The sequence below is a fragment of the Aureimonas sp. Leaf324 genome (assembly GCF_001423245.1).
GTDB lineage: Bacteria > Pseudomonadota > Alphaproteobacteria > Rhizobiales > Rhizobiaceae > Aureimonas.
The window spans coordinates 233,414-246,807 of sequence record NZ_LMOH01000028.1 but is presented as its reverse complement, the minus strand read 5'-3'; the positions used below and the strand labels follow the sequence as shown (position 1 = coordinate 246,807).

Below are 13,394 nucleotides of genomic sequence, written 5' to 3'. Positions count from 1 at the left end.
GACCTTGCCAGCGACAATCAGGATGATACGATCCCAATCGCCGCGACATGATCTGTCTCATTTAGATCGTCGCCAGCGTCTCACTCAGATTGTCGCGCTATAAACGCGGTTACCCGCCCTACCATCCTGGAATGATGGTGGCTTTGCTGCTCTACGGCTACAGCCGAGGCCTGTACTCATCCCGACAGCTTGCCCATGCCTGCGAAGAGCGGGTCGATATCATGGCGGTGACCGGACTGAACCGGCCAGACTTCCGAACCATCGCCGATTTTCGCAAGCGCCACCTCGTGGTTCTGTCGGATCTGTTCGGGCAGGTGGTGCGCCTGTGCCAGGCGGCGGGGCTTGTCCAGTTTGCCCATGTCGCCGTGGACGGGACCAAAAAGAAGGCCAACGCTTCACGCCACAAGGCGATGAGCTACGGCCGGATGAAGACGGCCGAGCCGGCGCTGGCCGCCGAGGTCGAGGCCTAGCTGGATCAGGCGCGCAAGGCGGATGCGGCCGAGGATAAGGCGCTGGGCACGGACCAGCGCGGCGACGAGACACCGGACTGGATGGCCGACAAACAGCGGCGGCTGGAGAGGATCCGCACCGCTAAGGCCGCGCTAGAGGCGGACGCTACTGATCCGCCTGATCCGGACGACGAGAGCGGTCCCGGCCCATCGTCCGACATGCGCTGGCAAGGCAGGCCCTTGCGCGATGAGAATGGCGATCCGCCGGATCGGGCACAGTGCAACTTCACCGATCCCGACAGCCGCATCCTGCCGACCCGTGACGGGTTTGTGCAAGACTACAACGGCCAGATCGCCGTCGATGCGGCCCATCAGGTCATCGTGGCGCACCGCCATGTGACGAACTCCGCGGACTCGCGCGCTCTCGTGCCGCTCGTCGATGACGTCCGCGCTCACCTCGGTCGCAAGGCTCGCGAGGTCTCAGGCGATTCCCGGCTTTGCCAACGAGGCGAACCTATCGGCGCTGAAGCAGCGCAGGATCACGGCCTATCTGGCCCCGGGCCGGGCCCGCCATGGCGAGGCGAACGCAACGGGGCGGCGCAAGCTGACGAAGACGCCCTTGATGAGCGCCATGGCCGCATGCCTGAAGCGGCTGGCCGGCGAAGCCGCTACCGCCTGCGAAAACAGGTTGTCGAGCCCGTCTTTGGGCAGATCAAGCAGGCCAAAGGCTTCCGGCAGCTCCTCCTGCGTGGGCTCGATCAGGTCCGATGCGAATAGGCGATGATCTGCACCGCCCACAACCTCCTCAAACTGGCCAAGGCGGCCCGATGAGAGCATCCGCATGGCAATCGCTGCCCATGCGCCATCTCAAAATTTCTGGCAAACCCGTTACTCGGACAGGCTCTTAGTAAATGCCGAGGGCCGACCCGTGCGTCTGGAACTCACCGCCGGGCAGGCAGGCGAAGCGCCCATGGCAGCCAAACTGCTCGATACCGTTGCGCCCGGCGCAACCGTCATCGCCGACAAGGCCAACGACACGGACGGCATCCGCAGCTTCGTCGCGGCGCGAGGTGCCTGGGCCAAGTTACCGCCGCGCTCGATGCGCAAAGGCACCTTCGCCTTCAGCCGCTGGGTCTACCGCCAACGCAACCTCGTCGAGCGCTTCTTCAACCGCATTAAACAGATGCGCGGCTCGGCCACACGCTACGACCAAAGGCCCGATAACTTCCTCGCCGCCATCAAGCTTGCCGCCGTCCACATCTGGATCAATGCGTTACGAGTCCGCTTCCTAGCCGGAACGGCTCGGTCTCGAACTGGCATCTTGAAGGAATTGCCGCCCGGCTCTGGAGAAGTAGATGCCTTCGAAATCGCGGGGTGTCCTCCAGCAGTTCAAGCGGCTTGGTTTTGCGAGCTAAGCTTTCGATCGATGTATTCCTCCATGGATGGCGTGCGAGACCGCAGACCTGCGTCGACGAACCCTTTCAATAGTGCCTGCCCCCCGAGAGGACAGCGCCTTCGATCTTGGGTTCAAGCACCTGATCTGTAGGCCGGGAGAGCCGATATCGTCAGGGTCCAAGCCGTACCCACCCACTGGCAGGGCGGGATCCATGTCAGCGTCCGCATCGAAGCGCAGCAGCCAGCAGTTGCGCTGCCCAGCGAGTTCGGCGGCCGCCATGAACTCGGGCGAGACGCTCGATCTACATAGGTCTTCGATGCTGCTTCCGCGGTACGCGGCCAGGCATCAGCTTGGCCGTCGAGACAACCCAACCGTATTCGTAAGTCATCACGTCGAACGGCAGATCGGCACCGTTTAGCAGAGCCACGTCCTTTGCCGTCAGGTGAACCGTCGAAACGTCCATGAACGCGTAGATTGCCATGCCGTCGCCATCCTTGCATCTGGCCAAGCGTCGAGCGGAATGGTGCGAAACGCAAGAAGTCAGTATTGATGGCGAAGCGAGAGGTTGATCATCCCTGGCTCGCCAGAAGCTGGAGGGCGGCGTCGCCGTCGATGATGAGGCCTTTGACGAGGCCGCTCGACAGGAGCGCTGCGGCGGCGCGTGTCTTCTCCGGGCTTGCGACCATCAGCACGACGTCGAGATGGCGCAGCGTCTCGAACGAGACGGCGATCGTGCGCCCGTTCAGCTCATGGTCGACCGGCCGCCCCATCTCGTTGAAGAAGATGCCGTTCGTGTCGCCGATGGCCCCCGCAGCCCGCAGGCTTGCGATGTCGGCTTTCGTCAGCATGCCCTGTCGCCGCAGAAGCGAACCTTCCTCCAGTTCCCCGACGCTGATCATGCAAAGCGTCGCTTCCTCCGCGATCGCCATCGCCTTGGTGACCGAACGCTGCGATAGCAGGACCTGGCGGTCTTCTACCGTGTCGGCGATGAACGGGACGGGCAGGAAGTAGCCCTCTCCTCCGGTGCGCTTGGCAAGCGTGTAGACCAGTTCGAACGGGTTGAAGGCCGAGTTGGCGGTGAGCGAGCCCATCAGCGAGATGAACCGGGCGTCCGGCGCGCTGACGCCTGCCAGGTGAAGCGTCATCTGCTCCACCGTCCGCCCCCACCCCAGACCGACGGTTGAGGGCTTGCCACGCGCCAGATGGGCGCGCAGGTGATTGGCAGCCAAGAGGCCGACAGCGCGGAAGGCCACCTTCTGGGTCGCCGACAGGCCGACCAGATCGGTGTCGGCGTTTGCCGACGCGAGAAGGTCGAGCGCCGGAGTCGCTTGGCAAAAGGCAAGCCCGTAGCGGCGGCGCAGCTCTTCCTCCACCGGAACCATGCCTGCCAGTTGTCGATCCACCGTGATGCTGACAACACCCTCTTCCAAGGCGTCGGCGAGCAAGCGGTTGACCCGAGCACGCGTCAAGCCGAGCCGCTCGGCCGCTTCTGCCTGGTTCAATCCCCCCACGTGATAGAGCCAAGCGGCCTTGACCATCAGCGTCTCGTCGTCGTCGGCCATGCCTGCCTCTTACAAATGTATTTCATGTTGACGTTTGTAATAGCGTTGGTCTAGCTTCGTCTCGCGTCGTGGGAGTGACGCGGGAACGGTCGCACTGAAGATGTGCGGCGTGGGAGGAACTTCAAAATGCATTCTCGTGCAATGAGGAACGGCGTCTTCGCGGCGCTGGCCGCCCTTGGCTTGTCCGTCAGTGCCCCGGCACTGGCTGTCGACGTCGCCTGGGTCCACGCCAACGCGGCCGCCCAGTCCGAGCAGCGCGTCAAGGCGGGCTTCGACGCCTGGCTTAAGGAGACGGGCAAGTCGGACTGGACGGTCAGTTATCTCGACTCGGGTGGCTCGGGCGAGAAGACCGCCGCGAACATCCAGGACGCCGCGTCGCGCGGCGTCGGCGCGATCATCGTCACGATGGCGGACCTGCGCGCCTCGGCCCCGGCCATTCAGGCGGCGGTCGACGCGAAGATCCCGATCTTCACCGTCGACAGCGGCGACGTGAAGGGGACCATGGTGGACGTGACCACCAACAACTGGGCCATGGGCGCCACCGTCTCGCCCTACTTCCTGAACGAACTCGGCCCCGGCTCGAACATCATCTTCCTGCGCATGGCCGAGCACCACGGCACCCGCAAGCGCGGCGAGACCATGGCGACCGTCCTTAAGGAATATCCCGACATCAAGGTGCTGGCCGAGCACAACATCGACTACACCGCCTTCTACGAAGACACGACGCGCACGATGCAGGACTACGCGACGCGCTTCGGCGACGAGATCGACGGCGTCTGGGCGCCCTGGGACGAGCCGGCTCAGGCCGCGCTGAATGCGCTCAAAGCCGCCGGCAACACCCATGCCAAGGTCATCGGTATCGACGGCCACCCGACGGCCATCGCCGAGGTCTGCAAGCCGGACAGCCAGATGATCGCCACTGTCAGCCAACCGTTCGAGAAGATGGGGGCGCAGACCGGCGAGTGGATCGAGGACATCGTCGTCGCAAAGAAGGACGCCGCCACCGTCATCCCGTCCAAGGTCGTCTATCTCGACGCGCCGCTCGTCACCAAGGCGAACTGCAAGGACTTCATGAAGTGACCGCTTCGGCCGGCGACGCGTCATGCGCATCGCCGGCCACGCCTCCCCGACTTCCTTTCAACAGGCGCGGAGCAGCAGCGGCATGGCCATCATCCTCAGCGACATCGTGATGGACTATCCCGGAACGCGGGCGCTCGACGGCGTCGGCGTCACCTTCCGGGACGACGAGGTCCACGGCCTCATCGGCGAGAACGGCGCGGGCAAGACGACGCTCGTCTCGATCCTCGGCGGCAGCCGCCTTCCCACCGGCGGGCGCATGGAACTCGACGGGCAGGACGTGCGCCTCGAGGGCGCGGGCGACGCGCTGGCCCGGGGCATCGCCCATGTCTCGCAGGAAGGCAGCCTCGTGCCCGGCCTGTCGGGGGCCGAGAACATCCTCCTCGGGGCCGAGCCGAAGCGCCTGGGCGCCGTCATCGACCGGAGGGCCCTGCGGCGCATCGCCTACGAGACGCTGGCGAGCTGGTTCCCGGACGTGTCGATCGATCTCGACGCCCCCGTCGAAACCCTGCCCTACGCCGACCAGAAGATCGTCGAAATCGTGCGCGCCCTGCGCGGCCGTGTCCGGATCCTCATCCTCGACGAGCCGACGGCGACCCTGCCCGCCCGCGAGAAGGAGCGGCTCTGGGCCATCGTGCGCCGCCTCCCGGCGCAAGGGGTCGGCGTCGTCCTCATCAGCCATTTCCTGTCGGAGGTCCTCGCCCTCTCCGACCGCATCACGGTGCTGCGCGACGGGCGGCTCGTCGAAACGTTCCCCGCCCAAGGGGCGGACGAGGCGCGGCTCGTCGCGCTCATGCTGCAGCGGGGGCAAAGCACGACGGTCCAGACGGGCGAGCGTCGGGTGCCCGACGCCGCCGCCATTCCGGTCGTCGAGGTGTCGGACTGGCGCACGCCCGACGTGTCGGTCGAGCGCTTCGCAGTGCGGCCCGGCGAGATCGTCGGCCTGATTGGCCTGACGGGCTCGGGCCATTTCGCCTTCGCCCGCTCGCTCTTCGACGCACCGGACCGCATCGGCGGAACCTTGCGCTTCCGCGGCGAGGCGGTCGCCGACGTCTCGGCCGCCGCCATGCGCCAGCGCGGCGTCGCCTTCGTGCCCGATCACCGGATGATCCATTCGCTGAACGGCGACTGGTCGCTGCGCGAGAACCTCGCGATGGTCCATCCCGAGGCCGGCGCGTTCGGGAGCCTCGGCATCCTCAGCCCGGCCCGCGAAACGCGCGAGGCACGCCGCATCATGGGACAACTGGCGGTCAAGGCCTCGTCGCCCGAGCAACTCGTGACCGAGTTGTCGGGCGGCAACAAGCAGAAGATCTCGATCGGCAAATGGCTCTACGGCGCCGAGGGGCGCTACCGGCTGATGATCTTCGTCGAGCCGACGGAGGGCGTCGACATCGGTGCCAAGCGCGAGATCCACCAGTTGATCCAGTCCCTCGCCCGCTCCGGCTGCGCGATCGTCGTCGCCTCCTCCGATCTCATCGAAATCGCCGACCTCGCCACCCGCGTCGTCTCGTTCGCCGACGGGCAGGCCCTGGGAGAACTCCATTGGCCCAACTTCTCGGAACAGAGCTTCATAGCCGCCATGTCGGGAGCGCGGGCGTGAGCGCCGCGACCACGCAACCGCGCGAGGACGCCGGCCGCAGCCGCCTCCGCCAGGGGCTCCTACGGTACTCGACGCTGATCGTGCTGGCCCTTCTCTTCATCGGTTTCTCGCTCGGCGTCGACCGGTTCCTGACGACCTCGAACCTTCTCAACATCCTCCAGCAGATCTCGATGCTGACGATCGTCGCGATCGGGCTGACTTTCGGCTTCGCCGCGCGCGAGATGGACCTTTCGGTCGGCTACATGGCCGGACTCGCCGGTCTCGTCGCCCCCCTCCTCCTCGTCGCGGGCTGGTCGACGCCGCTCGCCCTTCTGGCGGGGCTGGGCGCCGGTCTCTGCGTCGGCCTCGTCAACGCGCTTCTCGTAACCCTCGTCGGCGTGCCATCACTGATCGCGACGCTGGCGATGGGCTCGATCCTGTTCGGCATCAACTTCCTCCTGTCGGGGGGGCGTGCGATCTATGGCGGTCTTCCGGACAGCTATCTCGTGCTCGGCCAAGGCCGCATCCTCGGCCTGCCCAACGTCGCCTTCATCATGCTGGCAGCCGTGGCGCTTGCCTGGTTCGTGATGGAGCGCACGATCTTCGGCCGCTACGTCTATGCCGTCGGCGGCAACCTCAAGGCGGCCGAGCTGTCGGGCATCAAGGGGCGCCGCTACAGGCAGGCGGCACTGGTCATCTCCAGCCTGTTCGCGGCCGTTGCCGGCCTTCTCCTGTCCGCCCGCCTCGGCTCCGGCCAGCCCAACGCCGGCCAGGACTATCTCCTCGACGGGCTCGCCACCGTCTTCATCGGCATGACGATGTTCCGCCCGGGCACCGCGACGATCGCGGGCACCTTCTTCGGCGCCCTCTTCATCGGCGTCATCAACAACGGCCTGAACCTCCTCGGCCTCGACACCTACATCCAGAGCATCGTGAAGGGCGTCATCATCCTCGTCGCCGTCGCGGTCGTCTCCCGCACCACGAAGCTGAAGCTGATCTGACGGCGCGCCTCGCGCCCGTCCGGTCCCGCCATCGGGAAGCCCTGACACATGACCGAACTTCGACCCGACATCCGTCCCGCCAACGGCTCGCCCGGCGGCAATTCCGGCCTCCTGCCGCTCTACCGGACCATGCGGCGCATCCGCTCCTTCGAGGAGCGCGTCGGCGAACTCTTCGTGCGCGGCCTTTCGGCCGGCTCGATGCTGCATCTGTCCATCGGGGAGGAATCGGCGGCAGCCGGCGTTGTCAAGGCGATGGCGCCCGCCGACACGTTCACCACCCACCATCGCGGCCACGGCATCTTCCTGGCGCGCGGCGCCGATCCCGCCCGGATGATGGCCGAGATTGGCGGCAAGGAGACCGGCTACTGCGCGGGCAAGGGCGGCTCTATGCACATCGCCGACATGGCGCTCGGGCATCTCGGCGCCAACGCCATCGTCGGCGGCGGCATTCCGGCGGTCGTCGGCGCCGGCCTGTCGGCCAAGCGCCTGAAGAAGGATTCCGTCTCCGTCGCCTTCTTCGGCGACGGGGCGACCGGCCAGGGCATCCTCTACGAGAGCATGAACATGGCCGCCCTCTGGGACCTGCCGGTGATGTTCGTGTGCATCAACAACCAGTACGGCATGGGGACGCGCATCGACCAGGCGACGCGCAACGCCGCCTTCGACGAGCGCGCCCGCGCCTTCGGCCTTAACGGCGCGATGGTGGACGGGGACGATGTCGAGGAGGTCGCCGCCGCGGCGCAGGAGCTGATGGACGAGGCGCGGGCCGGCAAGCCGGGCTTCCTCGCCGTGTCCTGCTACCGATTCTACGGCCATGCCCGCATGGACAAGAGCCCCTACCGGGCCGAGGCCGAAGAGGCCGAGGGTCGCCTGCGCGACCCCGTCCTGAAGGCGCGCCTGCGACTGCTCGAGCGCGGTGCGGCCGCCGAGACGGAACTCGATGCGCTCGACGCCGAGATCGCCGCCGAGATGGACGCGACGATCGATTTTGCCGCCGCCAGCGTCGCGCCGCCGCTCTCCTCCATGTTCCGCGACGTCTACGCCGTCGGCGAGCCCGAGCCCGAGCCGTTGCGCACGCGCCTCGACCGCGTCCTTTCCAAGGGAGCTGCCTGATATGGTCCAGATCACCTATCGCGACGCGCTGCGCCAGGCGCTGATCGACGCCATGCAGGACGACGAGACCGTCGTCGTCATCGGCGAGGAGGTCGGCCGCTACGGTGGCGCCTACGGCGTCACCAAGGACCTCATCAAGACCTTCGGGCCCGAGCGGATGATCGACACGCCGATCTCCGAGCCCGCGATCGTGGGCGCTGCCGTCGGCGCGGCCATGACGGGCCTCCGGCCCGTCGCCGAGTTGATGTATGTCGACTTCCTCGGCATGACGATGGACCAGCTCACCAACCAGGCCGCCAAGATCCGCTACATGTTCGGCGGCCAGATCGGCGTGCCCATGGTGCTGCGCACGCAAGGCGGCACCGGGCGCTCGGCCGGCGCGCAGCACTCCCAGAGCCTGGAAGGCTGGATCATGCACATGCCGGGCCTCCGGCTCGTCATGCCGGCGACCGCCGAGGACGCCTACCATCTCCTCCGGCACGCCCTGACACTGCCCGACCCCGTCGTCTTCATCGAGCACAAGTCGCTCTACACACGCAAGGAGGAGGCGGACCTCTCCGCGCCCAAGCTCCCCTGGGGCAAGGCTGCGGTGCGGCGCGAGGGCAAGGACGTCGTGATCGTCACCTATTCGCGGCAGGTGCACTACGCGCTGGAGGCGGCCGAGGCCATGGCGAAGGACGGGATCGAGGCGACCGTCATCGACCTCCGCACCCTCAATCCGCTCGATATGGACACCGTCCGTGAACACGTCGAGAAGGTCGGCCGCTGCGTCGTCGTCTCCGAGGGGCCGATGACGGCGGGCGTCGCGGCCGAGCTGTCGGCGCGCATCACCGAGGAATGCTTCGACTTCCTCCATGAGCCGGTCATCCGCATCGCGGGCGAGGACATCCCGATCTCGGTCAGCCAAGCGCTGGAGGCGGGCAGCGTGCCCTCGCCCGATCTCATCGGCGACTATGCACGGCGCATCGTCGCATGAGCGCCGTGCTCACCATGCCCCGTCTCGGCGAGACGATGGAAGAAGGTCGCATCGTCGGCTGGCTGATCCGGCCGGGCCAGCCCTTCAAGCGCGGCGAATCCATTCTCGAAGTCGAGACAGACAAGACCGTCGCCGAGTTACCGGCCCTCGCTGACGGCATTCTGGCCGAAACGCTGGTCGCCCCCGGAGACATCGTCAGCGTCGGCGCACCCATCGCGCGGTTGGAAGGCGGCGCCCCGGAAGCCTCACCCGCCGCCGACGGCCCGGTGGTCCGAACGCTAGCCATGCCGCGCCTCGGCGAGACCATGGACGAGGGCAAGGTCGTCGGCTGGCTGGTCGAGGCCGGTGCGCGCTTCAAGCGCGGCGACGCGATCCTCGAGATCGAGACCGACAAGACCATCGCCGAATATCCGGCTCTCTTCGACGGGCGCCTCGTGGAGATCCTGGTCGAGCCCGGCACCACGCTGGACGTCGGCGCGCCGCTGGCGCGCGTCGAAGTCTCCGCCGCAAGCGCCAAGCTGGAAGGCTTCGTCGCGGACGCGCCGGACCCGCTGGATGCCGCCGAGGAGGTCGTGCCAGCGCCCGCGGCCGAGACGGCCGCGGAGTCGTCCGCGCCCCGGACGCAAGCCCCTCCGGCGCGTTCGGGCGGCCTCGTTCGCGCTACGCCCGTCGCTCGCCGCCTCGCGGCGCGGCGCGGCCTCGACCTTTCCACGCTTTCGGGCACGGGCCGGCGCGGCCGCATCGAACTGCGGGACGTGGAAGCCCATGCCACCGGCCCAGCGACCCCCGCGCGGACGGGCGGCGCGATCGCGTCCGACCGTTTGCCGGCTCGCGGGAGCCAGCGCAGCCGTGCGCTTCTCCTCCACGGCTTTGCCGGAGATCGCACGACCTTCTCCGGCCTTGCCTCGGCGCTGTCGCGTGCGGGTTTCGAGACCCTGGCGCTCGACCTGCCGGGCCATGGCGAGACGACGGCGGAGGCTGACGGGGTCGCCGCCCTTTCCGCCCCGCTCAGTGCCTTCCTGCGCGCACAGGACTTCGCGCCGAGCGAGATCGTCGCCCATTCGCTGGGCAGCCTTGCGGCTGTTGCGCTGGCCGAGAGCCTTCCCGATCTGCGGCGCCTGACCCTTCTGGCGCCCGCCGGCCTCGGGCTGGAGATCGACGCGGAGTTCATCTCCGGCATGGCGGCACGCCCGTCCACCGGCGCGCTGCGCCATCTCCTGCGCCGCCTGACCGCCCAGCCCGCCGCCCTGTCCGACGCCGCCGTCGCGGCGCTCGCCGCCTCGCTCGGCCGGGGACGGCTGGTGGCGCTGGCGGCCGACACCTTCGGGCCGGGCGGCCAGCGCGCCGACATAGTCGAGCCGCTGGCCCGCCTGTCGCGCAGGGTGGACGTGCGCGTCGTTTTCGGACTGGAGGACCGGATCGTGCCCTGGACTCAAGTATCGGCGCTGCCCGCGGCGGTCGCGATCCATCTCGTCGCCGGAGCCGGGCATATGCCGCACTGGGACCGCCCCGCCGAGGTCGCAGCCCTCTTCGAAAGGACATCCGGATGAGCGACCTGAAGACGATTAACACGCAGGCCATCGCGCTCGCCAAGGCGATGCCGGAAGTGGCGGGCGGCTTCCGGCAGCTGGCCAAGGCCGCCCATTCCGGCTCTCGCCTTTCCTCAGCACAGAAAGAGCTGCTTTCTGCTTCCTTCGGCGTCGTGCGCGGCTGCGAGGACTGCGTCATCTACCATGTCGATGCCGCGAGGAAGCTGGGGGCCGAACGGGAGGACCTTTTGGAGATGCTCGGCATCGCCGCCGAGATGGGGGGCGGACCGGCCATGGTTTACGCGGCCAAGGCGCTGGCCGCCTTCGACGCCGCGAACTGACGCGCAACCACAAGGATTCGAGGGCTTGACGCGGGAGGAGCGTCGGTCTTGGAGGGAGGAGGAATCGATGGCCTATGTGGTCGCCGTAGACGGTGGAACGGAAAGTCTGCGCGCCGGGATCTACGATCCCTCGGGCGCCTGCCTGGGACAGGCGACCCACCCTTACGAGACGACGTTCTCAGCCGGCGCTCGCGCGGAGCAAAACCCCGAGGACTGGTGGAACGCGCTCGGCGTCGCCACGCAGGGCGCGCTCGCCAAGGCGGGCGTCGACCCGGCCGCCGTTGAGGCGATCTGCCTGACGACCACCTCCTGCACCGTCGTCGCGCTGGACGAAGAAGGCAATGCACTGCGCCCCGCCATCATCTGGATGGACGTGCGCGCGGGCGAGGAAGCGCGCGACGTCCTCGCCACCGGGGACGCGGCGCTCGCCGTCAACGGGGCGGGAGAGGGTCCGGTCTCGGCTGAATGGATGATCCCAAAGGCCCTCTGGCTGAAGCGACACGAGCCGCATGTGTTCGACCGCGCCGCCACGATCGGCGAATACCAGGACTTCATGACGCTTCGCCTCACAGGTCAGCGTGTCGCCTCACTGAACAACGCCTCCATCCGCTGGCATTACTCGACCGCGCGCGGTGGGTTCGCGGCCTCGCTCGTGCGATCGCTCGGGCTGGACGCTCTGCTCGAGAAGTGGCCGGCCGAGATGGTTGCGCCCGGCGCCGTGGTCGGCACGCTGACCAACCGCGCGGCGGCCCATCTCGGGCTCCACACGGGCGTGAAGCTCGTGCAGGGCGGTGCGGACGCGCTGATCGGGATGATCGGCCTTGGCGTCGCCCAGCCCGGCCAGCTTGCGCTGATCACCGGCTCCTCGCATCTTCAGTTCGGCGTCTCGCAGAACCCGGTAAACCATCCCGGTCTCTGGGGCTCCTACTCAGACGCGGTCTATCCCGGCCGCCACATCATCGAGGGCGGCCAGACCTCGACCGGCTCCATCCTGCAGTGGCTGAAGCGCCTGATGAACGGAACGATGGACCTCGACGCCCTTAACATCGCGGCCGCCCGCCTCGAGCCCGGATGCGACGGGCTCGTGGTGCAGGACCATTTCCAGGGCAACCGCACCCCTTACGTCGACCCCCTGTCGCGCGGGGCGATCACCGGCCTGACGCTCGCGCATGGGCCCGAGCACATCTTCCGCGCCGTCATTGAGAGCATCTCCTTCGGAACGCGCGCGATCCTCGACGAGATGGCGGCGGCGGGCTTCCGTGCGGCCGAACTTACGGTCGGCGGCGGCGCGACGGCTTCCGAGCTCTGGCTCCAGATCCATGCCGATACCGCCGGCATCCCGGTTTGCGTCCCGGCCTCGGGCGCCGCGCCGTCCGTCGGGGCGGCCGTGCTGGCCGCCCACGGCGCGGGGCGCTTCGCCTCGATCGACGAGGGCATCGCCGCTATGGTGCGGCCCGGCCGCCGCATCGAACCGCGACGGCGCGAAAGCGAGCGTTACGACGAAATCTACTGTTCCTATCGTGCACTCTATCCCGCGTTGAAGGACGTAGCAGCCGCCGGCGCCCCGAAACCCGTGCAGGTCCGAGAGGCCATGCGGGCATGAGCGCCGACTTCGACCTGCCCGGCCGGATCGTCATCGTCACGGGCGGCGCGCGCGGTATCGGCGCGGCGATCGCGGTTCGTCTGGCGGAAGCTGGCGCCACCGTCCTCGTGGCCGACCGCGACGAGGCGGAAGCCTCCCGCACGGCCGCTGCGATCGAGACCCGGGGCCTTGCGGCCCATCCCCTCCCCCTCGACGTGACCTCGCGCGATAGCGTGTCGGCGGCGGTCGAGGCGGTGGCGCACCGCTTCGGCGCGCCGCACGTCCTCGTCAACAACGCGGGCATCGTGCGCAACGCGCCGGCCGTCGACACGGCGCCGGAGGACTGGAGCGCGGTCATCGACGTCAACCTCAACGGCGTCTTCCGCTGCGCGCAGGGTTTCGGACGACTGATGCTGGAGGCGGGCCGCGGCTCGGTCGTGAACATCTCCTCCATGTGCGGCGAGATCGTCGTCCACCCGCAGCCGCAGGTCGCTTACAACGCGGCGAAGGCCGGCGTGAACCTCCTGACCAAGTCGCTCGCCGTCGAATGGGCCCCGCACGGTCTTCGCGTCAACGCGGTTGCACCAGGCTACACCGCGACCGAACTGACGCTGGCCGGCCGCTCCAATCCAGAATGGTTCGGCACCTGGATGCGATCGACCCCGATGGGCCGCCTCGGTGAGCCCCGCGAGATAGCCAACGCCGTGCTCTTCCTCGCCTCCGACGCCGCCAGCTTCATCACCGGGACAGTGTTGACGGTGGACGGCGGCTACACCGCCCTTTAAGGAC

11 protein-coding genes and 2 pseudogenes are annotated in these 13,394 nt (G+C 67.9%); 11 read left to right on the top strand and 2 right to left on the bottom strand.

Annotation, left to right across the window (positions count from 1 at the left end; all coding sequences use genetic code 11):
- Positions 1-101: 101 nt before the first annotated feature.
- Both ASF65_RS19255 and ASF65_RS22205 read left to right on the top strand, forming a co-directional pair.
- A pseudogene (locus ASF65_RS19255) lies at positions 102-1,226 on the top strand (transposase); the annotation flags it as partial.
- 127 nt (positions 1,227-1,353) lie between these two features.
- Positions 1,354-1,725: pseudogene (locus ASF65_RS22205) on the top strand (transposase); the annotation flags it as partial.
- Positions 1,726-2,146: 421 nt separating this feature from the next.
- Here ASF65_RS22205 and ASF65_RS19250 read toward each other — a convergent pair.
- Both ASF65_RS19250 and ASF65_RS19245 read right to left on the bottom strand, forming a co-directional pair.
- Entirely contained in the window at positions 2,147-2,326 is a 180-nt protein-coding gene (locus ASF65_RS19250) for a hypothetical protein (protein ID WP_055892974.1), read from the bottom strand.
- A gap of 88 nt (positions 2,327-2,414) precedes the next feature.
- On the bottom strand, positions 2,415-3,407 hold the full coding sequence (locus tag ASF65_RS19245) for a sugar-binding domain-containing protein (protein WP_055892969.1): 993 nt from the start codon (positions 3,405-3,407) through the stop codon (positions 2,415-2,417).
- Between the two features lie 126 nt (positions 3,408-3,533).
- On the opposite strand from ASF65_RS19245, the gene ASF65_RS19240 reads away from it, so the two are divergent.
- The 9 genes from ASF65_RS19240 (at position 3,534) to ASF65_RS19200 (ending at position 13,390) form a co-directional block, all read left to right on the top strand.
- A complete protein-coding gene (locus tag ASF65_RS19240) occupies positions 3,534-4,487 on the top strand; it encodes a sugar ABC transporter substrate-binding protein (protein WP_055892965.1) in 954 nt (317 codons plus the stop codon).
- A gap of 82 nt (positions 4,488-4,569) precedes the next feature.
- The gene (locus tag ASF65_RS19235; protein ID WP_055892962.1) at positions 4,570-6,084 is read left to right on the top strand and encodes a sugar ABC transporter ATP-binding protein; all 1,515 of its coding nucleotides are present in this window, start codon (positions 4,570-4,572) and stop codon (positions 6,082-6,084) included.
- Complete coding sequence (locus ASF65_RS19230; RefSeq protein WP_055892958.1) at positions 6,081-7,064, top strand: ABC transporter permease; 984 nt, start codon at positions 6,081-6,083, stop codon at positions 7,062-7,064. The genes ASF65_RS19235 and ASF65_RS19230 overlap by 4 nt, the downstream gene beginning before the upstream one ends.
- A 48-nt stretch (positions 7,065-7,112) precedes the next feature.
- Positions 7,113-8,177, top strand: a complete 1,065-nt coding sequence (locus tag ASF65_RS19225; protein WP_055892955.1) for a thiamine pyrophosphate-dependent dehydrogenase E1 component subunit alpha — start codon at positions 7,113-7,115, stop codon at positions 8,175-8,177.
- Between the two features lies 1 nt (position 8,178).
- A complete protein-coding gene (locus ASF65_RS19220; RefSeq protein WP_055892953.1) occupies positions 8,179-9,153 on the top strand; it encodes an alpha-ketoacid dehydrogenase subunit beta in 975 nt (324 codons plus the stop codon).
- The gene (locus tag ASF65_RS19215; RefSeq protein ID WP_055892951.1) at positions 9,150-10,703 is read left to right on the top strand and encodes an acetoin dehydrogenase dihydrolipoyllysine-residue acetyltransferase subunit; all 1,554 of its coding nucleotides are present in this window, start codon (positions 9,150-9,152) and stop codon (positions 10,701-10,703) included. Before ASF65_RS19220 ends, ASF65_RS19215 begins: the two co-directional genes overlap by 4 nt.
- Positions 10,700-11,023 (top strand): carboxymuconolactone decarboxylase family protein, encoded by a 324-nt coding sequence (locus ASF65_RS19210; protein WP_055892948.1) that lies wholly within the window; start codon positions 10,700-10,702, stop codon positions 11,021-11,023. The genes ASF65_RS19215 and ASF65_RS19210 overlap by 4 nt, the downstream gene beginning before the upstream one ends.
- 67 nt (positions 11,024-11,090) lie before the next feature.
- Positions 11,091-12,626, top strand: coding sequence for an FGGY-family carbohydrate kinase (locus ASF65_RS19205; protein ID WP_055892945.1), 1,536 nt, complete (start codon positions 11,091-11,093; stop codon positions 12,624-12,626).
- Positions 12,623-13,390 (top strand): SDR family oxidoreductase, encoded by a 768-nt coding sequence (locus ASF65_RS19200; protein ID WP_055892943.1) that lies wholly within the window; start codon positions 12,623-12,625, stop codon positions 13,388-13,390. Before ASF65_RS19205 ends, ASF65_RS19200 begins: the two co-directional genes overlap by 4 nt.
- Positions 13,391-13,394: the final 4 nt, after the last annotated feature.